Source organism: Pseudomonas sp. GW823-FHT01D03, assembly GCF_058798255.1.
In genome coordinates this window covers 840,675-861,189 of sequence record NZ_JBXAKK010000001.1, presented here as the reverse complement: position 1 = coordinate 861,189, position 20,515 = coordinate 840,675, and the positions used below count along the sequence as shown (strand labels likewise).

Below are 20,515 nucleotides of genomic sequence, written 5' to 3'. Positions count from 1 at the left end.
TTGCGTCTTCACACACCGCAATCTGGTCTCTTTCGAGCATTCAGATTGCTTGGGTGTTATATGGTCAAGCCTCACGGGCAATTAGTATTGGTTAGCTCAACGCCTCACAGCGCTTACACACCCAACCTATCAACGTCGTAGTCTTCGACGGCCCTTCAGGGAACTCAAGGTTCCAGTGAGATCTCATCTTGAGGCAAGTTTCCCGCTTAGATGCTTTCAGCGGTTATCTTTCCCGAACATAGCTACCCGGCAATGCCACTGGCGTGACAACCGGAACACCAGAGGTTCGTCCACTCCGGTCCTCTCGTACTAGGAGCAGCCCCTCTCAAATCTCAAACGTCCACGGCAGATAGGGACCGAACTGTCTCACGACGTTCTAAACCCAGCTCGCGTACCACTTTAAATGGCGAACAGCCATACCCTTGGGACCGGCTTCAGCCCCAGGATGTGATGAGCCGACATCGAGGTGCCAAACACCGCCGTCGATATGAACTCTTGGGCGGTATCAGCCTGTTATCCCCGGAGTACCTTTTATCCGTTGAGCGATGGCCCTTCCATACAGAACCACCGGATCACTAAGACCTACTTTCGTACCTGCTCGACGTGTCTGTCTCGCAGTCAAGCGCGCTTTTGCCTTTATACTCTACGACCGATTTCCGACCGGTCTGAGCGCACCTTCGTACTCCTCCGTTACTCTTTAGGAGGAGACCGCCCCAGTCAAACTACCCACCATACACTGTCCTCGATCCGGATAACGGACCTGAGTTAGAACCTCAAAGTTGCCAGGGTGGTATTTCAAGGATGGCTCCACGCGAACTGGCGTCCACGCTTCAAAGCCTCCCACCTATCCTACACAAGCAAATTCAAAGTCCAGTGCAAAGCTATAGTAAAGGTTCACGGGGTCTTTCCGTCTAGCCGCGGATACACTGCATCTTCACAGCGATTTCAATTTCACTGAGTCTCGGGTGGAGACAGCGCCGCCATCGTTACGCCATTCGTGCAGGTCGGAACTTACCCGACAAGGAATTTCGCTACCTTAGGACCGTTATAGTTACGGCCGCCGTTTACCGGGGCTTCGATCAAGAGCTTCGCGTTAGCTAACCCCATCAATTAACCTTCCGGCACCGGGCAGGCGTCACACCCTATACGTCCACTTTCGTGTTTGCAGAGTGCTGTGTTTTTAATAAACAGTCGCAGCGGCCTGGTATCTTCGACCGGCATGAGCTTACGGAGCAAGTCCTTCACCCTCACCGGCGCACCTTCTCCCGAAGTTACGGTGCCATTTTGCCTAGTTCCTTCACCCGAGTTCTCTCAAGCGCCTTGGTATTCTCTACCCAACCACCTGTGTCGGTTTGGGGTACGGTTCCTGGTTATCTGAAGCTTAGAAGCTTTTCTTGGAAGCATGGCATCAACCACTTCGTCACCCAAAGGGTAACTCGTCATCAGCTCTCGGCCTTAAGATCCCGGATTTACCTAAGATCTCAGCCTACCACCTTAAACTTGGACAACCAACGCCAAGCTGGCCTAGCCTTCTCCGTCCCTCCATCGCAATAACCAGAAGTACAGGAATATTAACCTGTTTTCCATCGACTACGCTTTTCAGCCTCGCCTTAGGGACCGACTAACCCTGCGTCGATTAACGTTGCGCAGGAAACCTTGGTCTTTCGGCGTGGGTGTTTTTCACACCCATTGTCGTTACTCATGTCAGCATTCGCACTTCTGATACCTCCAGCAAGCTTCTCAACTCACCTTCACAGGCTTACAGAACGCTCCTCTACCGCATCACTTGCGTGATACCCGTAGCTTCGGTGTATGGTTTGAGCCCCGTTACATCTTCCGCGCAGGCCGACTCGACTAGTGAGCTATTACGCTTTCTTTAAAGGGTGGCTGCTTCTAAGCCAACCTCCTAGCTGTCTAAGCCTTCCCACATCGTTTCCCACTTAACCATAACTTTGGGACCTTAGCTGACGGTCTGGGTTGTTTCCCTTTTCACGACGGACGTTAGCACCCGCCGTGTGTCTCCCATGCTCGGCACTTGTAGGTATTCGGAGTTTGCATCGGTTTGGTAAGTCGGGATGACCCCCTAGCCGAAACAGTGCTCTACCCCCTACAGTGATACATGAGGCGCTACCTAAATAGCTTTCGAGGAGAACCAGCTATCTCCGAGCTTGATTAGCCTTTCACTCCGATCCACAGGTCATCCGCTAACTTTTCAACGGTAGTCGGTTCGGTCCTCCAGTCAGTGTTACCTAACCTTCAACCTGCCCATGGATAGATCGCCCGGTTTCGGGTCTATTCCCAGCGACTAGACGCCCTATTAAGACTCGCTTTCGCTACGCCTCCCCTATTCGGTTAAGCTCGCCACTGAAAATAAGTCGCTGACCCATTATACAAAAGGTACGCAGTCACCCAACAAAGTGGGCTCCCACTGCTTGTACGCATACGGTTTCAGGATCTATTTCACTCCCCTCTCCGGGGTTCTTTTCGCCTTTCCCTCACGGTACTAGTTCACTATCGGTCAGTCAGTAGTATTTAGCCTTGGAGGATGGTCCCCCCATATTCAGACAAAGTTTCTCGTGCTCCGTCCTACTCGATTTCATGACTAAGAGATTTTCGCGTACAGGGCTATCACCCACTATGGCCGCACTTTCCAGAGCGTTCCGCTAATCTCAAAGCCACTTAAGGGCTAGTCCCCGTTCGCTCGCCACTACTAAGGGAATCTCGGTTGATTTCTTTTCCTCAGGGTACTTAGATGTTTCAGTTCCCCTGGTTCGCCTCTTGCACCTATGTATTCAGTACAAGATAACCATCTTATGATGGCTGGGTTCCCCCATTCAGACATCTCCGGATCAAAGTCTGTTTGCCGACTCCCCGAAGCTTTTCGCAGGCTACCACGTCTTTCATCGCCTCTGACTGCCAAGGCATCCACCGTATGCGCTTCTTCACTTGACCATATAACCCCAAGCAATCTGGTTATACTGTGAAGACGACATTCGCCGAAAATTCGCAAAACTCTTAAGAGTCACTCACAAATTTTACCTTAGCCTGATCCGTTACCAGTGAAAGTAACGTTCAGTCTATCTTTCTATCACATACCCAAATTTTTAAAGAACGATCTAATCAAAAGACTAGAAATCAGCATTCACCATCACAGCGATGGAATGCTCATTTCTAAGCTTTCAAACTTCAGAAGCAGTGGTGGTGGAGCCAAGCGGGATCGAACCGCTGACCTCCTGCGTGCAAGGCAGGCGCTCTCCCAGCTGAGCTATGGCCCCGTATTTCTACAGGTTTCCCACACAAAAATTGGTGGGTCTGGGCAGATTCGAACTGCCGACCTCACCCTTATCAGGGGTGCGCTCTAACCAACTGAGCTACAGACCCAATTTCGGGCTGCTTCTATCGTCTTCTTCAATGAATCAAGCAATTCGTGTGGGAACTTATGGAGCAGCTGATGTCGTCGATTAAGGAGGTGATCCAGCCGCAGGTTCCCCTACGGCTACCTTGTTACGACTTCACCCCAGTCATGAATCACACCGTGGTAACCGTCCTCCCGAAGGTTAGACTAGCTACTTCTGGTGCAACCCACTCCCATGGTGTGACGGGCGGTGTGTACAAGGCCCGGGAACGTATTCACCGCGACATTCTGATTCGCGATTACTAGCGATTCCGACTTCACGCAGTCGAGTTGCAGACTGCGATCCGGACTACGATCGGTTTTGTGGGATTAGCTCCACCTCGCGGCTTGGCAACCCTCTGTACCGACCATTGTAGCACGTGTGTAGCCCAGGCCGTAAGGGCCATGATGACTTGACGTCATCCCCACCTTCCTCCGGTTTGTCACCGGCAGTCTCCTTAGAGTGCCCACCATTACGTGCTGGTAACTAAGGACAAGGGTTGCGCTCGTTACGGGACTTAACCCAACATCTCACGACACGAGCTGACGACAGCCATGCAGCACCTGTCTCAATGCTCCCGAAGGCACCAATCCATCTCTGGAAAGTTCATTGGATGTCAAGGCCTGGTAAGGTTCTTCGCGTTGCTTCGAATTAAACCACATGCTCCACCGCTTGTGCGGGCCCCCGTCAATTCATTTGAGTTTTAACCTTGCGGCCGTACTCCCCAGGCGGTCAACTTAATGCGTTAGCTGCGCCACTAAGAGCTCAAGGCTCCCAACGGCTAGTTGACATCGTTTACGGCGTGGACTACCAGGGTATCTAATCCTGTTTGCTCCCCACGCTTTCGCACCTCAGTGTCAGTATCAGTCCAGGTGGTCGCCTTCGCCACTGGTGTTCCTTCCTATATCTACGCATTTCACCGCTACACAGGAAATTCCACCACCCTCTACCATACTCTAGCTTGCCAGTTTTGGATGCAGTTCCCAGGTTGAGCCCGGGGATTTCACATCCAACTTAACAAACCACCTACGCGCGCTTTACGCCCAGTAATTCCGATTAACGCTTGCACCCTCTGTATTACCGCGGCTGCTGGCACAGAGTTAGCCGGTGCTTATTCTGTCGGTAACGTCAAAATTGCAGAGTATTAATCTACAACCCTTCCTCCCAACTTAAAGTGCTTTACAATCCGAAGACCTTCTTCACACACGCGGCATGGCTGGATCAGGCTTTCGCCCATTGTCCAATATTCCCCACTGCTGCCTCCCGTAGGAGTCTGGACCGTGTCTCAGTTCCAGTGTGACTGATCATCCTCTCAGACCAGTTACGGATCGTCGCCTTGGTGAGCCATTACCTCACCAACTAGCTAATCCGACCTAGGCTCATCTGATAGCGCAAGGCCCGAAGGTCCCCTGCTTTCTCCCGTAGGACGTATGCGGTATTAGCGTTCCTTTCGAAACGTTGTCCCCCACTACCAGGCAGATTCCTAGGCATTACTCACCCGTCCGCCGCTGAATCCAGGAGCAAGCTCCCTTCATCCGCTCGACTTGCATGTGTTAGGCCTGCCGCCAGCGTTCAATCTGAGCCATGATCAAACTCTTCAGTTCAAACATCTTTGGGTTTTTAAGAAACCCTAAACTTGGCTCAGCAATCGTTGGTTACATCTTTGATTTCTCGCGGAGTAACTTGTGATGCTGATAATCTTGTTGACTATCAGTCTGACTCCACAAGCACCCACACGAATTGCTTGATTCAGTTGTTAAAGAGCGGTTGGTTAAGATCTTTCGTCTCAACCGAGGCGCGCATTCTACAGCAGCCTCATTTACTGTCAAGTGATTATTTTCAGAAGTTTTCGAAGAATTCTTCAACAACTTCAACCACTTGCGCTTCCGATCTCTCGTCAGCGGGAGGCGAATTCTACAGCGTTACACGCTGCTGTCAACACCTCTTTTTCAACTTCCTTTTGGCTTCGATGAACTGAAGCAACTCGCTGTCGAAACCTACGTAACTCATTGAATCTCAAGGAGTTTTCCGTTTCGACTGCGCCGGAAGTGGGGCGAATTATAGACATCTGAAATCTGCCGTCAACACCTATTTTCATAATTCTGTCACATCGGTCAAAAACCCCCGAAAACACGAAGGCCGACCCACAGGGGTCGGCCTTCGTCGCACCGCTCTTCTATTTACAAGCTAGGGAAAGCGAACTGCGAAGCCTCATGGCTTGCACGCTGCGGCCAGCGCTGAGTGATGGCCTTGCGACGGGTATAGAAGCGCACACCATCCGGGCCATAAGCATGCAGGTCGCCGAACAGCGAGCGCTTCCAGCCGCCGAAGCTGTGGTAAGCCACCGGCACCGGCAGCGGTACGTTGACGCCGACCATGCCGACTTCGATCTCGTCGCAGAACAGCCGCGCCGCTTCACCATCACGAGTGAAGATGCAGGTGCCGTTGCCGTATTCGTGATCGTTGATCAGCTTCATTGCCTCTTCCAGGCTATTGACGCGAACCACGCACAACACCGGCCCGAAGATCTCCTCCTTATAGATGCGCATTTCAGGGGTGACGTTGTCGAACAGGCAGCCGCCGAGGAAGAAGCCGTCTTCGTTCCCCGGAATGCTCAAGCCGCGACCGTCGACGACCAAGGTCGCGCCCGCTGCCACACCGTCGTCGACATAACCACTGACCTTGTCCCGCGCCTGACCGGTCACCAGTGGTCCCATGTCCAGACCACACGAAGTGCCGGCACCGATTTTCAGCGCTTTGATCTGTGGAACCAGTTTCGCCACCAGCGCATCCGCTACCTGATCGCCGACACACACCGCGACCGAAATCGCCATGCAGCGCTCACCGCAAGAACCGTAGGCCGCGCCCATCAGCGCGCTGACCGCGTTGTCCAGATCCGCGTCCGGCATCAGCACCGCATGGTTCTTCGCGCCGCCCAGTGCCTGAACGCGTTTACCGCGCTTGGTACCTTCGGCGTAGATGTACTCGGCAATCGGCGTCGAGCCAACGAAGCTCAGGGCTTTGACTTCCGGCGCTTCGATCAGCGCGTCCACTGCGGTCTTGTCGCCATGCACCACGCTCAATACACCTTTCGGCAGACCGGCTTCGATCAGCAATTGAGCAATCAGCAGCGTCGAGCTTGGGTCACGCTCGGACGGTTTGAGGATGAAGCAGTTACCGCAGACGATCGCCAGCGGGTACATCCACAGTGGCACCATCGCCGGGAAGTTGAAAGGCGTGATGCCGGCAACCACGCCCAGTGGCTGGAAGTCCGACCAGGCGTCAATGTTCGGGCCGACGTTGCGGCTGTATTCGCCCTTGAGGATTTCCGGGGCGGCGCAGGCAAACTCGACGTTCTCGATACCGCGCTTGAGTTCACCGGCGGCGTCTTCGAGGGTCTTACCGTGTTCTTCGCTGATCAATTGCGAGATGCGCGCTTCGTTCTGCTCCAGCAGTTGCTTGAAGCGAAACATCACCTGGGCACGTTTGGCCGGAGGGGTATTGCGCCATGCCGGGAACGCAGCCTTGGCGGCGTCGATCGCGTGTTGAATGGTTTCGCGGGTGGCCAGCGGCAGCTTGTGGATCGCCTGACCGGTGGACGGGTTGAACACATCAACCGCGCGACCGTTCTCGGTCACCAGTTCGCCATTGATCAAATGCGGGATAACGCTCATCGAAAACTCCTGAATTCTTGTGTACAGACGCCCGCACGGGGCGCCTGTTATTCGCAGGTATATATAGAAGGAAAAATCAGTCGAGCTTGTTCAGCACTTCGCCAACCGCGTCGAACAGACGATCGAGGTCTTGCGGCTTGCTGTTGAAGGTTGGGCCGAACTGCAGGGTGTCGCCGCCGAAGCGCACGTAGAACCCGGCTTTCCACAGGGCCATACCGGCTTCGAACGGACGCACGATGGCGTCGCCGTCACGGGCCGCGATCTGGATCGCACCGGCCAGGCCGTAGTTACGGATGTCGATGACGTTCTTCGAACCTTTCAGGCCGTGCAGCGCATTTTCGAAATGCGGGGCTACCTCGGCCACGCTCTGCACCAGGTTTTCCTTTTGCAGCAGGTCGAGTGCCGCCAGGCCAGCGGCGCACGCCACCGGGTGCGCCGAGTAGGTGTAGCCGTGGGGGAATTCCACTGCGTATTCCGGAGTCGGCTGATTCATGAAGGTCTGATAAATCTCGGAGCTGGCAATCACCGCACCCATCGGGATCGCGCCGTTGGTGACTTGTTTGGCGATGCACATCAGATCCGGGGTCACGCCAAAGCTCTCGGCGCCGAACATCGAACCGGTGCGGCCGAAACCGGTAATCACTTCGTCGAATACCAGCAGGATATTGTGCTGATCGCAGATCTCACGCAGACGCTTCAGATAACCCTGCGGCGGAACCAGTACGCCAGCGGAACCGGCCATTGGTTCAACGAACACCGCCGCGATGTTCGACGCGTCGTGCAGTTCGATCAACTTCAGCAGTTCATCGGCCAGAGCGATACCGCCCTGCTCCGGCATGCCACGGGAGAATGCGTTGCTGGCCAGCAGAGTGTGCGGCAGGTGATCGACGTCCATCATCGCCTGACCGAACAGCTTGCGGTTGCCGTTGACGCCGCCAAGGCTGGTGCCGGCGATGTTCACGCCGTGATAACCACGGGCACGGCCGATCATTTTGGTCTTGGTCGACTGACCTTTCAGACGCCAGTAGGCACGAACCATCTTCACCGCAGTGTCGGCGCATTCGGAGCCGGAGTCGGTGAAAAACACGTGGTTCAGATTACCCGGAGTCAGCTCAGTGATTTTCTCGGCCAACTGGAACGACAGCGGATGACCGTACTGAAAGCCTGGCGAGTAATCGAGGGTGCCCAGTTGTCTGGATACCGCTTCCTGGATTTCCTTGCGGGTGTGCCCGGCGCCGCAAGTCCACAGACCGGACAGCGAATCGTAGATCTTGCGGCCCTTGTCATCGAACAGCCAGCTGCCTTCGGCACCAACGATCAGACGCGGGTCGCGCTGGAAGTTGCGGTTGGCGGTGTACGGCATCCAGTGCGCGTCCAGCTTCAGTTGGCTGGCCAGTGGCGACGGCGCGTTTTCAGGCATGTTCATCGGGCAAAACCTCGCAGGGCATAAGCATCAGGGAGATAAAAAGCGTTGTTGCAGCTAAATTGCCACGCGGATAAAGTCGGTGAAATCCAACTTTTCTAACCTTCAGTTAGAAGCCTGCTAAACAATGAGAACAACAGCATGAGCAGTCGCCGCCCCGATCCGCTGGCCCAGGTCAGTGATTTTGATATTCGCCTGCTGCGGATTTTCCGCAGCGTGGTGGAGTGCGGCGGCTTCTCGGCGGCGGAAACCGTGCTCGGCATCGGTCGCTCGGCGATCAGCCAGCAAATGAGCGATCTCGAACAGCGCCTCGGCCTGCGTTTGTGCCAACGCGGCCGCGCCGGGTTCTCGCTGACCGAAGAAGGCCGCGAGGTTTATCAGTCAGCGCTGCAACTGTTAAGTGCGCTGGAAAGTTTCCGCACTGAGGTCAACGGACTGCACCAGCACCTGCGTGGCGAGTTGATCATCGGCCTGACCGACAACCTCGTCACCCTGCCCCACATGCGCATCACCCACGCCCTCGCACAGTTGAAGGAACGCGGGCCGGACGTGCAGATCCAGATTCGCATGATCGCTCCCAACGAAGTCGAACAAGGCGTGCTCGACGGTCGCCTGCATGTCGGCGTGGTGCCGCAGGCCAGCGCACTGTCGGGGCTGGAATATCAGCCGTTGTACAGCGAACGCTCACTGCTTTATTGCGCGGTGGGTCATCCGCTGTTTTATGTGGATGACAAGCAGCTGGATGACGAGCGCCTTAATAGCCAGGATGCGATTGCCCCGACCTTTCGTTTGCCGGCGGAGATTCAGGCGCATTACCAGGCGCTCAATTGCACCGCCAGTGCGTCCGACCGTGAGGGCATGGCGTTTTTGATTTTGACCGGGCGTTACATCGGTTATCTGCCGGATCATTACGCCAGCCTGTGGGTGCAGCAAGGTCGCTTGCGTGCGCTGAAATCGACGACACGTTTTTATGATTTGAGTCTGGCATCGGTCACGCGCAAGGGGCGGCGCCCTCATTTGGTGCTGGAAAGTTTTCTGGAGAGTCTGGCGGCGACGCGTTGAAAAATCCTGCAAGGCCCGACAGATCAGGTTTTCAACCACAAAATCACTGAATAACCTGAGCAAGTGGACAGCTTTTTGCAAAGCAGGATCAACCCCGATCCTTCAACAAGAAGCCTTAAGCCATGCAGCCAGATTCTGAACCGTCCAGCGACCTGATCTACGGCCTCGACGACCGCCCAAAACCACCCGCCGCGATCCTCGCCGCCCTGCAACACGTGCTCGCCAGTTTCGTTGGCATCATCACCCCGCCGCTGGTGATCGGCTCGGCCCTCGGCCTGACCGCACACTTGCCGTACCTGATCAGCATGGCGCTGATGGTTTCCGGGGTCGGCACCTTTATTCAGGCGCGACGGCCGTTCGGCATCGGCGCCGGGATGATCTGTTTGCAGGGCACCAGTTTCGCCTTCCTCGGCGCGGTGCTGTCGGCCGGGTTTCTGGTCAAGCAGCGTGGCGGCAGCCCGGAAGAAATTCTGGCGATGATCTTCGGCGTGTGCTTTTTCGGCGCCGTGGTGCAGATCGTCCTCAGCCGCTTCATCGGTCAATTACGCCGGGTTGTTACGCCGCTGGTGACCGGGATCGTCATCACTCTGATCGGCATCAGCCTGATCAAGGTCGGCATCACCGATCTGGGTGGTGGATTCAATGCGCCGGACTTCGGCGCCCCGGGCAATCTGGCGCTGGGGGTGTTCGTGTTGCTGACGATCATCCTGCTCAACCGCTCGAACACGCCGTGGGTGCGGCTGTCGGCAATCATTATCGGACTGCTGCTCGGCAGTCTGGCCGCGTGGTTTAGCGGGAAACTGGTTCCGCAGGCATTGCCTGACCTGCCGCTGGTGAGTCTTCCTGCACCGTTCAAGTTTGGTTTCAGCTTCGACTGGACAGCTTTCCTGCCGGTCGCGCTGATTTATCTGATCAGCACCATCGAAACCGTCGGCGACCTCACGGCCAATTGCATGCTCGCCCGCCAGCCAATCAGCGGCCCTTCCTATATAAGTCGTTTGCGTGGCGGCGTACTCGGTGACGGCGTCAGCTGCATGATCGCCGCCACCTTCAGCGCCTTCCCCAACACCACGTTTGCGCAGAACAACGGCGTAATCCAGTTGACCGGCGTGGCCAGCCGCTATGTCGGGCTGTACATCGGCGCGATTCTGTTTTGTCTCGGCCTGTTCCCCATGTTCGGCGCGGTGCTGCAACAGATCCCGAAACCGGTGCTTGGCGGCGCCACCCTAGTGATGTTCGGCAGCGTGGCGGCGGCCGGGGTGCGGATCCTCGCACAGTCGCCGCTGGATCGACGCAGCATGCTGATCATCGCCACCTCGCTCGGCGTCGGCCTGGGCATTGCCGCGCAGCCGAACCTGCTGCACCTGTTGCCGAAACTGGTGCAGAACCTGTTCGACTCGGCGATCACCAGCGGCGGCCTGACTGCGATCATCCTCTGCTTGCTACTGCCGGAGGCGAAAACCGCCAGCGTCGAATCCGCCGCAGCGCTGAACAAGATCGAACAGGCGTAACGGTTTTATTGCATCAGCACTTGTCGGATGCCTGTGGGTGCGTTATCAACGCAACTGGTTGCACCCACAGACAAACCGGAAGTGCCTATGACCTTTGAAGTCCCCGCTCATGGCGGCAAACCCGCCAGCCGCATTCGTCAGAAGAACGAAGAGACCATCCTCAAAGCCGCCGAAGACGAGTTCGCCCGTCACGGTTACAAAGGCACCAGCATGAACACCATTGCGCAGAATGCCGGGTTGCCCAAGGCGAACCTGCATTACTACTTCACCAACAAGTTGGGGTTGTACGTGGCGGTGCTGAGCAACATCATCGAGCTGTGGGACAGCACCTTCAACACCCTGACCGCCGAGGACGATCCGGCCGAAGCGCTGACCCGCTACATTCGCGCCAAGATGGAATTCTCCCGCCGCCAACCGCAAGCCTCGCGGATCTTTGCGATGGAAGTGATCAGCGGTGGCGAATGCCTGACCGAGTATTTCAACCAGGACTACCGCGCCTGGTTCCAGGGCCGCGCAGCAGTGTTCCAGGCGTGGATCGATGCCGGCAAGATGGATCCGGTGGATCCGGTGCACCTGATTTTCCTGCTGTGGGGCAGCACCCAGCATTACGCCGACTTTGCCACGCAGATCTGTCGCGTCAGCGGTCGCAGCAAGCTGACCAAGCAGGACATGGAAGACGCCGGCAACAACCTGATCCGCATCACTCTCAAAGGCTGCGGCCTCACCCCGACTATTTAAGACGTTTATGCCTTTCACCCTCAGCGGTTTTTGCGAGTACCGCGAAGAGATTCGCAAGAGCCGCTTCATCACCTTCGCCGCGCCGATCGGCAGCCCCGCCGACGCGCAGGCGTTCTTCGAACAACACAGCGACTTGAATGCCTCGCACAACTGCTGGGCATGGAAACTCGGTGCGCAATACCGCAGCAACGATGATGGCGAACCCGGCGGCACCGCCGGACGGCCGATTCTGGCGGCCATCGAAGCGCAGGATTGCGATCAGGTCGCGGTGCTGGTGATCCGCTGGTATGGCGGCATTCAATTGGGTACCGGCGGTTTGGCCAGGGCCTATGGCGGCGGCGCGAACAAGTGCCTGCAAGCGGCGGCGAAAGTCGAGTTGATCAGCCGGGTACCGCTCAGTTGCGCCTGCGGCTTTGCCGAGTTGGCGCTGGTGAAGCTGCGGGTGGCGGATCTGGGTGGTCTGGTGGTGGAAGAAAACTTCACCGCCAATGGTGTTGAGTTGCAGTTGGCGGTGGGTGAGGCGCAGATCGAGTTGCTGCAAACGCAGTTGGCGGATTTGAGTCGGGGGCGGATTGTGCTGCAGCGTTAGAAGAGCAAAAGATCGCAGCGTGCCGCAGCTCCTACATTGAAAATGTGCTCTCCCGGTAGGAGCTGCCGAAGGCTGCGATCTTTTAGGGCGTCGACGGATTTCTTTATTCCAGCAACTTGCCCACACCTGCTGTGCACCCGACTGTGGATAACCTGAGCACATATGGCTGTAACCCTTCTGTCACGTGGCTTTGCGCGATTTGCTCACTTTTCGTCCACTGCGTGTAAAAAAAGATAAATCCCACGTAAAAACAGATAGTTAGCGCTGTTTATCACTATTGGGAGATAGCACCTCAGCGCTTATGCCAAGGATTTCCAATTGCGCACAAATACTGTGGAGCAACCTGTGGATAACCCGTTTATGGCTGGCGCAGCCGCAGGTTCTGCATAGGTCCCACGCATTTGCTCGTTTTTTGATCAGTTGCCCACGGGCAAAACTGGAGCCTGATCAACGGCTTTGCTCTCAATTGGTGCCGTACTTCTCGAGCATCTCCCCTTCGACGCTCTACGGCAACCGTGGGCGCGCAAGGCCCGACAAGGTTCCTGACTCAATGGCCAGGAAATTGCTTTATCCACAGGCACAACTCCAAGTCAGTCGAGCCTGTCATGCCAAGCCCAGATTCAACGCCGCGCCTGCAACTGCGCCAGATCAGCAAACGCTACCCCGGTTGTCTGGCCAATGACGCCATCGACCTGAGCATCGCGCCGGGAGAAATCCACGCCCTGCTCGGTGAGAACGGCGCAGGCAAAAGCACACTGATGAAGATCATCTACGGCGTTACCCAGGCCGATTCCGGCGAGATGCTCTGGGAGGGCCAGCGGGTGAACATCCGCAACCCGGCGCAGGCCCGGCAGTTGGGGATCGGCATGGTGTTCCAGCATTTCTCGCTGTTCGAAACCCTCAGCGTCGCGCAGAACATTGCTCTGGCCATGGGGGCCAAGGCCGGCACGCCGAAACAACTGGAGCCGAAGATTCGCCAAGTGTCGCGCCGCTACGGCATGGCGCTGGAGCCGGAGCGACTTGTCCACAGCCTGTCGATCGGCGAGCGGCAACGGGTGGAGATCATTCGCTGCCTGATGCAGGACATTCGCCTGCTGATCCTCGACGAGCCGACGTCGGTGCTGACGCCGCAAGAGGCGGACGAACTGTTCATCACCCTGCGCCGTCTCGCCGCCGAGGGCTGCAGCATTCTGTTTATCAGCCACAAGCTCGCGGAGGTGCGCGCACTGTGCCATAGCGCCACGGTCTTGCGCGGCGGACGGGTCGCCGGGCATTGCCTGCCGGCCGAATGCTCGGATCAGCAATTGGCGCAGATGATGGTCGGCGAAGCGGCGGCGTTGATCGGCGAATACCAGAAAGTCAGTGGCGGTACGGACTTTCTACAGGTCAACGGCTTGAGCTGGCACAACCCCGATCCCTTCGGCTGCTCGTTGAGCGACATCAACCTGCAAGTACGCAGCGGCGAAATCGTCGGTATCGCCGGGGTCGCGGGCAATGGCCAGGATGAGTTGCTCGCCCTGCTCAGCGGTGAACAAACCCTGCCCCGCAACGGCGCGACAACGATTCGTTTCGCCGGGCAAGCGGTCGCCGATTTGCGCCCGGATGCGCGGCGCCAACTGGGTCTGGCGTTTGTCCCGGCAGAACGCCTGGGCCACGGCGCGGTGCCGGAACTGAGCCTTGCCGACAATGCCTTGCTCACGGCTTTTCAACAGGGGCTGGTGAGCAACGGCTTGATCCAGCGCGGCAAAGTCGAAACCCTCGCACAAACCATCATTCAGCGCTTCGGGGTGAAAACCCCGGGCACTCACGCTGCCGCGCGCAGCCTTTCCGGCGGCAATCTGCAGAAATTCATTCTTGGCCGGGAAATCCTCCAGCAACCGAAACTGCTGATCGCCGCGCACCCGACCTGGGGCGTCGACGTTGGCGCGGCGGCGACCATTCACCGCGCGCTGATTGCCCTGCGCGATGCCGGCGCGGCGATCCTGGTGATTTCCGAAGACCTCGACGAACTATTCCAGATCAGCGACCGCCTCGGCGCCCTGTGCGCGGGGCGTCTGTCGCCGCTGCAGAACACCACCGACACCCTGCTGAGCGATGTCGGCGGCTGGATGGCCGGACACATCAACCCCACGCATTCATCGGCCACGGCCTGACGGAGTTTCCCCAACATGCTGCTTTCCCTCGAACCCCGTGGCCAGCAATCGCGCCTGATGCTGTGGTGCTCGCCGTTGCTGGCGGCGCTGCTGACACTTGGTTGCGGCTCGCTGCTGTTCATCGCCCTCGGCCATGATCCGCTGCAAACCTTGCACACGCTGTTGATCGCACCGGTCAGCGATCTGTATGGCGTCTCCGAACTGCTGGTCAAAGCCCTGCCGATTCTGCTCTGCGCATTGGGCCTGGCGGTGGCGTATCAGGCGCGAATCTGGAACATCGGCGCCGAAGGTCAGTTGCTCCTCGGTGCACTCGCCGGAAGTGCCTTGGCGGTGAACATCATCGACCTGCAGAGCCGTTGGGCACTGGTGCTGATTCTGCTTACCGGCACCATTGCCGGCGCCGCTTGGGCCGGGCTGACGGCATGGCTGCGCACGCGCTTCAACGCCAACGAGATCCTCACCAGCATCATGCTCAATTACATCGCGCTGAACCTGTTGCTGTTCTGCGTGCACGGGCCGCTGAAGGATCCGGCCGGCTACAACTTTCCCGAGTCGGCGATGTTCGGCGACGCCAGTCGCCTGCCGCTGCTGATGGAGGATGGCCGGGTGCATGCCGGGGTGTATTTCGCCCTGCTCGCACTGGTTGCGGTGTGGGTGTTGTTGCAGAAAAGCTTTGTCGGTTTCCAGATCAAAGTGCTCGGTCTGGATAAACGTGCCGCAGGGTTCGTCGGCTTTCGCGAGAAGCGCCTGATCTGGCTCGCGCTGTTGATCAGCGGCGGCCTGGCCGGGCTGGCCGGGGTCTGCGAAGTGACCGGGCCGATCGGCCAATTGGTGCCGCAAGTCTCGCCGGGCTATGGCTATGCAGCAATAACCGTGGCGTTTCTCGGGCGGTTGAACCCGATTGGCATTCTGTTCTCAAGCCTGCTGATGGCGCTGCTGTACATCGGCGGTGAAAGCGCGCAAATGACCCTGAATCTGCCCCAAGCGATTACCCAACTGTTCCAGGGGATGATGCTGTTTTTCCTGCTGGCCTGCGACGTGCTGATTCTTTATCGGCCACGCCTGAAACTGCGCTGGGTACGGCGCGCATCGACCACCGCCGTAACCGCCGGAGCGCTGTGATGGATATCGATCTGTTGAGCAATATTTTCTACGCCATGGTGCGTTGCGGCACGCCACTGTTGTTGGTGGCTCTGGGTGAGTTGATCTGCGAGAAGAGCGGCGTGCTCAACCTCGGCCAGGAAGGGATGATGCTGTTTGGCGCGGTGATCGGTTTTATCGTTGCGCTGAACAGCGGCAACCTGTGGCTCGGTGTGTTGCTGGCGATGCTCGCGGGGATGCTGTTGTCATCGCTGTTTGCCCTGGTGGCGCTGGTGTTCAATGCCAATCAGGTAGCGACCGGGCTGGCGCTGACGATCTTCGGCGTGGGCCTGTCGACCTTTGTCGGTGCAGCGTGGGTCGGCAAGCCACTGGCCGGATTCGAGCCGTTGGCGATTCCATACTTGAGTGAGATTCCGCTGATCGGGCGCATGCTGTTTGCTCAGGACTTGCTGGTGTACCTGTCATTCGCGCTGTTTGCGCTGGTGGCGTGGGTGATCATCAAGAGCCGTGTCGGGTTGATCATTCTGGCCGTTGGCGAGAACCCGGACGCGGCCAGTGCGATGGGCCTGCCGGTGCTGACCGTGCGCACGCTGGCGGTGCTGTTTGGCGGGGCGATGGCCGGGTTGGCGGGGGCGTATCTGTCGTTGGCGTACACACCGATGTGGGCCGAGAACATGACCGCCGGACGCGGCTGGATCGCGCTGGCGCTGGTGGTGTTTGCCAGTTGGCGGGTATGGCGGTTGTTGCTCGGGGCGTATCTGTTTGGCCTCGCCAGCATCCTGCATCTGGTGGCGCAGGGCTTGGGGCTGGCGATTCCGTCGAGTCTGCTGGCGATGCTGCCGTATGTGGCGACGATTGTGGTGTTGGTGCTGTTGTCGCGCGATGCCGTTCGGACTCGGTTGTATGCGCCGGTGTCGTTGGGGCAGCCGTGGCAGGCGGGGCATTAAAGCGATGAGCCTGCCGGCCTCTTCGCGAGCAAGCCCGCTCCCACAGTGTCCGTGTTGTGTACCTGATTTGCGAACACCGCTGAGCGGCCTGCGAATTTGACAAGCAACCGCGCTAAAGCCTGGAGTATGCTCCGGGGTCAACAGCTCTTTTGAGACCCGGCTCGATGTGTTGCGACGAGTGTTGCAACTACGGCTGGGTCAGGCGTGTCCATTGAATCCGTGAACCGTAATCTTCAAGGAACCCCGTCATGTCCCAGGCAAAAAACGCACTGATCATCGGCGCCTCCCGTGGCTTGGGCCTCGGGCTGGTGAAAACCCTGCTGGCCGACGGCTGGCAAGTGACCGCCACCGTGCGTAATCCGCAAAAGGCTGAAGCGTTGCAAGCGCTGGGCAAGGTGCGGATCGAGAAACTCGACATGGACGACCAGCAGGCGGTGATCGCCCTGAGCCAACAGCTCAAGGGCGAGACCTTCGACCTGCTCTTCGTCAACGCCGGGGTCAAAGGCCCTGAAGTGCAAACCCCGGGCGGCGCGACACTGGCCGAAGTCGGGCAACTGTTTTTCACCAACGCCGTGGCGCCGATCAACCTGGCGCAACGCTTCGTCGGGCAGATCCGCGACGGCAGCGGCGTGCTGGCGTTCATGAGTTCCGGGCTGGGCAGCGTCACCGTACCCGACGCCCCGGAGCTGGCGCTGTACAAGGCGAGCAAGGCCGCGCTGAACTCGATGACCAACAGTTTTGTCACCCAGTTGGGTGAGCAGAAACTCACCGTACTGTCGCTGCACCCGGGCTGGGTGAAGACGGATATGGGTGGTGAAGGTGCTGACCTGGATGTAGAGACCAGCACCCGTGGGCTGATTGATCAGGTGAATGCGTACACCGGCAAGGGCGGGCATCACTTCATCAACTACAAGGGGGAAACCATTCCCTGGTAAGCACCACAGATCTTCCCTGTAGGAGTGAGCCTGCTCGCGATCGCAGTGTGTCCGTCACCGATGATATTGAATGAAAGACCGCTATCGCGAGCAGGCTCACTCCTACAAGGGGATGGTGGTGTCCTGTCGGGTTAGGCTTGCCCGATCCGGCGATTTGTTTGAAACTCCGCACCTCGTCCATCGCGACGACCCTGGATCAGCAGACAGGGCAACACTGAGCTGGCAACCCTGAACCCCACTTTCAGAGGAGCCGGCCACAATGCCTGCGACCCGTACCTGGTTAAAAAATCCCCTCGCCATTTTCACGGCCAACGCGCTCGATGCCCGTGGCGGTCTGGTCCTGCAAGACGGCGTGATCGTCGAAGTGCTGGCAGCCGGTCAGCAACCGTCGGCGCCATGCAATGAAGTGTTCGATGCCCGCGAGCATGTGATCCTGCCGGGCCTGATCAACACCCATCACCATTTCTATCAAACCCTGACTCGCGCCTGGGCGCCGGTGGTCAATCAGCCGTTGTTCCCGTGGCTGAAAACCCTGTACCCGGTATGGGCGCGGCTGACCCCGGAAAAACTCGCCCTCGCGACAAAAGTGGCTTTGGCTGAACTGCTGCTGTCGGGTTGCACCACCGCCGCCGACCACCACTACCTGTTCCCGGACGGTCTGGAAAACGCCATCGACGTGCAAGTCGACACCGTGCGTGAACTGGGCATGCGCGCCATGCTCACCCGCGGTTCGATGAGCCTCGGCGAGAAAGACGGCGGCCTGCCGCCGCAACAGACCGTGCAGGAAGGTCAGGTGATTCTTGACGACAGCCAGCGCCTGATTCACGAGTACCACGAGCGCGGCGACGATGCGCAAATCCAGATCGCTCTGGCACCGTGCTCGCCGTTCTCGGTGACCCCGGAAATCATGTCGGCCAGCGCCGAACTGGCGACCAAACTCGACGTGCGTCTGCACACGCACTTGGCGGAAACCCTCGACGAAGAGGATTTCTGCCTGCAGCGTTTCGGCCTGCGCACCGTGGATTATCTGGACAGCGTCGGCTGGCTCGGCCCGCGCACCTGGCTGGCCCATGGCATCCACTTCAACCCGGACGAAATCGCCCGCCTCGGCCAGGCCGGCACCGGTATCTGCCACTGCCCGAGTTCGAACATGCGTCTGGCCTCCGGCATCTGCCCGAGCATCGATCTGACCGATGCCGGTGCGCTGTTTGGTCTGGGCGTCGATGGTTCGGCCTCCAACGACGCGTCGAACATGATTCTCGAAGCGCGGCAGGCGTTGTACATCCAGCGTCTGCGTTACGGCGCCGAAAAGATCACCCCGGAACGCGTGCTCGGTTGGGCGACCAAGGGGTCGGCGAGCCTGTTGGGACGCACCGACATTGGCGAGCTGGCGGTGGGCAAGCAGGCGGATCTGGCGTTGTTCAAGCTCGATGAGCTGCGCTTCTCGGGCAGCCATGATCCGATTTCGGCGCTGCTGTTGTGCGGGGCCGATCGTGCGGATCGAGTGATGATTGGCGGCAAGTGGCGGGTGGTGGACGGCCAGGTTGAAGGGCTGGATCTGAAGGGCCTGATCGCCGATCACAGCCAGGCGGCGCGCCAGTTGATCGCCGGTACCTGAGCCCAACACTAAACCCTGTGGGAGCGGGCTTGCTCGCGAAGGCGTCGTGTCATGCAGTTTCAAGCTGCCTGACACACCGCTTTCGCGAGCAAGCCCGCTCCCACATTTGGATTTGTGTAGATCCTTAAAGACCGAGCAGCGACAGCATGATAAACGTCGCAAACAGCACAAAGTGGGTCATGCCTTCGATGGCATTGGTCTCGCCGTCATTCAGGTTGATCGCACTGACGATCAGCGTGATGAAGATCATCACCGTCTGCACCGGGGTCATCGCCATCTGAAACGGCTGACCGGTGTACAGCGCCATCGCTTCCATCACCGGCACCGTCAGAATCACCGTCGACAGTGACGCGCCCATCGCGATGTTCACCACCGACTGCATGCGGTTGGCCAACGCGGCACGCAACGCCGTCAGAATCTCCGGTGCTGCGGAAATCGCCGCCACCAGAATCGCCGTGATCACCGGCGGCGCGCCCGTGCCTTCCAGGCCCAGATCGAGGGTCTTGGACATCACTTCGGCCAGGGCGCCGATCACCACCACGCCAAACACCAGAATGCCAATCGACCACGCCAGGCTCAGCGGTTTCGGTTCATCTTCCACCGGTTCTTTCTTGCGGCGCTTGTCCGGGTAGCTGTAGCTGAAAAAGTAACTGTGCGGCCCGACCTGCATCCGCAGGAACAACGCATAAAGCACCACCATCGCGCCGATGGTGAACGCTGAATAAATTTTCCAGTTGGCCGCCGGAATAAACTCCGGCACCACCATCGACACGCCCATGGCGGTGAGGATCATCACGCTGTAGCTGCGTGCCGAGTCATCGTTGTACGACTGCTCGCCATGCTTGAGTCCGCCCATCAACGCGGCGAGGCCGAGGATACCGTTGATGTCGAGCATCACCGCCGAATAGATCGTGTCCCGCACCAGCGTGGCCGACGCTTCGTTGCTCATCATGATCGCCAGGATCACCACTTCCACCAGCACTGCTGCCAAGGTCAGGATCATCGTGCCGTAGGGGTCGCCGACTTTTTCGGCGAGCAGTTCAGCATGATGGGCAACGCGCATCGAGGCAGCGACGATGAAGGCGATCAATGTCAGCCCGCAGATCAGCGCGACGATCTGGCCGCTGTGGAGCATCCAGTGTTCCAGCGGATAGGCGACGCACGCGGCAATCACCGCCAGTAGCAGAAAGCTTTCTTGCTTGAGGATCGTGAGCATGGCGGGCCTTTTTGCCGAGAGGTTCGAATGAGCTACTGACTGCGGCGCGGCGCTAACGTTTCGTTACACCTTAGCGCACCAACTGATAGCGGTCCTTTGGCAGGTGCACTTTTATTGTCCTTGAAGGCCCTATCGCGAGCAGGCTCACTCCTA

At 58.2% G+C, this 20,515-nt stretch carries 12 protein-coding genes, 2 tRNA genes and 2 rRNA genes; 9 read left to right on the top strand and 7 right to left on the bottom strand.

Annotated features, from left to right (window positions below):
* Nucleotides 1–60: 60 nt before the first annotated feature.
* The 6 genes from AC1RBR_RS03710 to aptA all read right to left on the bottom strand — a co-directional run bounded on the left by AC1RBR_RS03710 (nucleotide 61) and on the right by aptA (nucleotide 8,495).
* Nucleotides 61–2,952 (bottom strand): 23S ribosomal RNA (locus AC1RBR_RS03710).
* A gap of 247 nt (nucleotides 2,953–3,199) precedes the next feature.
* Nucleotides 3,200–3,275, bottom strand: a tRNA-Ala gene (locus AC1RBR_RS03705).
* Nucleotides 3,276–3,304: 29 nt separating this feature from the next.
* Nucleotides 3,305–3,381: transfer RNA gene (locus AC1RBR_RS03700), tRNA-Ile, on the bottom strand.
* A gap of 81 nt (nucleotides 3,382–3,462) precedes the next feature.
* Nucleotides 3,463–4,999, bottom strand: a 16S ribosomal RNA gene (locus AC1RBR_RS03695).
* The 16S and 23S rRNA genes sit together here with 2 tRNA genes alongside, the layout of an rRNA operon.
* A 576-nt stretch (nucleotides 5,000–5,575) precedes the next feature.
* Nucleotides 5,576–7,069 (bottom strand): CoA-acylating methylmalonate-semialdehyde dehydrogenase, encoded by a 1,494-nt coding sequence (locus AC1RBR_RS03690; protein WP_047600432.1) that lies wholly within the window; start codon nucleotides 7,067–7,069, stop codon nucleotides 5,576–5,578.
* Between the two features lie 76 nt (nucleotides 7,070–7,145).
* Complete coding sequence (gene aptA / locus AC1RBR_RS03685; protein ID WP_456018628.1) at nucleotides 7,146–8,495, bottom strand: omega-aminotransferase AptA; 1,350 nt, start codon at nucleotides 8,493–8,495, stop codon at nucleotides 7,146–7,148.
* A 138-nt stretch (nucleotides 8,496–8,633) separates the two neighbouring features.
* Here aptA and AC1RBR_RS03680 point away from each other — a divergent pair, with 138 nt between their 5' ends.
* From AC1RBR_RS03680 to AC1RBR_RS03640, 9 genes are all read left to right on the top strand, one after another.
* Nucleotides 8,634–9,554: a LysR family transcriptional regulator gene (locus AC1RBR_RS03680; RefSeq protein WP_007968115.1), complete on the top strand. Its 921-nt coding sequence runs from the start codon at nucleotides 8,634–8,636 to the stop codon at nucleotides 9,552–9,554.
* 122 nt (nucleotides 9,555–9,676) lie between these two features.
* Nucleotides 9,677–11,065, top strand: a complete 1,389-nt coding sequence (locus AC1RBR_RS03675; RefSeq protein WP_492563048.1) for a uracil-xanthine permease family protein — start codon at nucleotides 9,677–9,679, stop codon at nucleotides 11,063–11,065.
* An 87-nt stretch (nucleotides 11,066–11,152) separates the two neighbouring features.
* Nucleotides 11,153–11,803: a TetR/AcrR family transcriptional regulator gene (locus AC1RBR_RS03670; protein WP_492563046.1), complete on the top strand. Its 651-nt coding sequence runs from the start codon at nucleotides 11,153–11,155 to the stop codon at nucleotides 11,801–11,803.
* 7 nt (nucleotides 11,804–11,810) lie between these two features.
* On the top strand, nucleotides 11,811–12,392 hold the full coding sequence (locus tag AC1RBR_RS03665) for an IMPACT family protein (protein WP_096794857.1): 582 nt from the start codon (nucleotides 11,811–11,813) through the stop codon (nucleotides 12,390–12,392).
* Nucleotides 12,393–12,997: 605 nt separating this feature from the next.
* Nucleotides 12,998–14,545 carry an ABC transporter ATP-binding protein gene (locus tag AC1RBR_RS03660; protein WP_492563043.1) on the top strand — a complete coding sequence of 516 codons (1,548 nt, stop codon included), beginning with the start codon at nucleotides 12,998–13,000 and terminating at the stop codon, nucleotides 14,543–14,545.
* Nucleotides 14,546–14,560: 15 nt separating this feature from the next.
* A complete protein-coding gene (locus AC1RBR_RS03655) occupies nucleotides 14,561–15,667 on the top strand; it encodes an ABC transporter permease (protein ID WP_492563041.1) in 1,107 nt (368 codons plus the stop codon).
* Complete coding sequence (locus AC1RBR_RS03650; RefSeq protein ID WP_492563039.1) at nucleotides 15,667–16,593, top strand: ABC transporter permease; 927 nt, start codon at nucleotides 15,667–15,669, stop codon at nucleotides 16,591–16,593. The genes AC1RBR_RS03655 and AC1RBR_RS03650 overlap by 1 nt, the downstream gene beginning before the upstream one ends.
* A gap of 248 nt (nucleotides 16,594–16,841) precedes the next feature.
* Entirely contained in the window at nucleotides 16,842–17,528 is a 687-nt protein-coding gene (locus AC1RBR_RS03645) for an SDR family oxidoreductase (protein ID WP_095138233.1), read from the top strand.
* A 259-nt stretch (nucleotides 17,529–17,787) separates the two neighbouring features.
* On the top strand, nucleotides 17,788–19,146 hold the full coding sequence (locus AC1RBR_RS03640; protein ID WP_492563038.1) for an 8-oxoguanine deaminase: 1,359 nt from the start codon (nucleotides 17,788–17,790) through the stop codon (nucleotides 19,144–19,146).
* Between the two features lie 124 nt (nucleotides 19,147–19,270).
* Here AC1RBR_RS03640 and AC1RBR_RS03635 read toward each other — a convergent pair whose 3' ends face one another.
* Entirely contained in the window at nucleotides 19,271–20,362 is a 1,092-nt protein-coding gene (locus tag AC1RBR_RS03635) for a calcium:cation antiporter (protein WP_492563036.1), read from the bottom strand.
* Nucleotides 20,363–20,515: the final 153 nt, after the last annotated feature.

What these genes read in the sequence shown, in the direction of transcription:
- AC1RBR_RS03680 (WP_007968115.1), top strand. Translation starts at nt 8,634, where the DNA reads ATGAGCAGTCGCCGCCCCGATCCGCTGGCCCAGGTCAGTGATTTTGAT.
- AC1RBR_RS03645 (WP_095138233.1), top strand. Translation starts at nt 16,842, where the DNA reads ATGTCCCAGGCAAAAAACGCACTGATCATCGGCGCCTCCCGTGGCTTG.
- aptA (WP_456018628.1), bottom strand. Translation starts at nt 8,495, where the DNA reads ATGAACATGCCTGAAAACGCGCCGTCGCCACTGGCCAGCCAACTGAAG.
- AC1RBR_RS03670 (WP_492563046.1), top strand. Translation starts at nt 11,153, where the DNA reads ATGACCTTTGAAGTCCCCGCTCATGGCGGCAAACCCGCCAGCCGCATT.
- AC1RBR_RS03660 (WP_492563043.1), top strand. Translation starts at nt 12,998, where the DNA reads ATGCCAAGCCCAGATTCAACGCCGCGCCTGCAACTGCGCCAGATCAGC.
- AC1RBR_RS03665 (WP_096794857.1), top strand. Translation starts at nt 11,811, where the DNA reads ATGCCTTTCACCCTCAGCGGTTTTTGCGAGTACCGCGAAGAGATTCGC.
- AC1RBR_RS03640 (WP_492563038.1), top strand. Translation starts at nt 17,788, where the DNA reads ATGCCTGCGACCCGTACCTGGTTAAAAAATCCCCTCGCCATTTTCACG.
- AC1RBR_RS03690 (WP_047600432.1), bottom strand. Translation starts at nt 7,069, where the DNA reads ATGAGCGTTATCCCGCATTTGATCAATGGCGAACTGGTGACCGAGAAC.
- AC1RBR_RS03650 (WP_492563039.1), top strand. Translation starts at nt 15,667, where the DNA reads ATGGATATCGATCTGTTGAGCAATATTTTCTACGCCATGGTGCGTTGC.
- AC1RBR_RS03675 (WP_492563048.1), top strand. Translation starts at nt 9,677, where the DNA reads ATGCAGCCAGATTCTGAACCGTCCAGCGACCTGATCTACGGCCTCGAC.
- AC1RBR_RS03635 (WP_492563036.1), bottom strand. Translation starts at nt 20,362, where the DNA reads ATGCTCACGATCCTCAAGCAAGAAAGCTTTCTGCTACTGGCGGTGATT.
- AC1RBR_RS03655 (WP_492563041.1), top strand. Translation starts at nt 14,561, where the DNA reads ATGCTGCTTTCCCTCGAACCCCGTGGCCAGCAATCGCGCCTGATGCTG.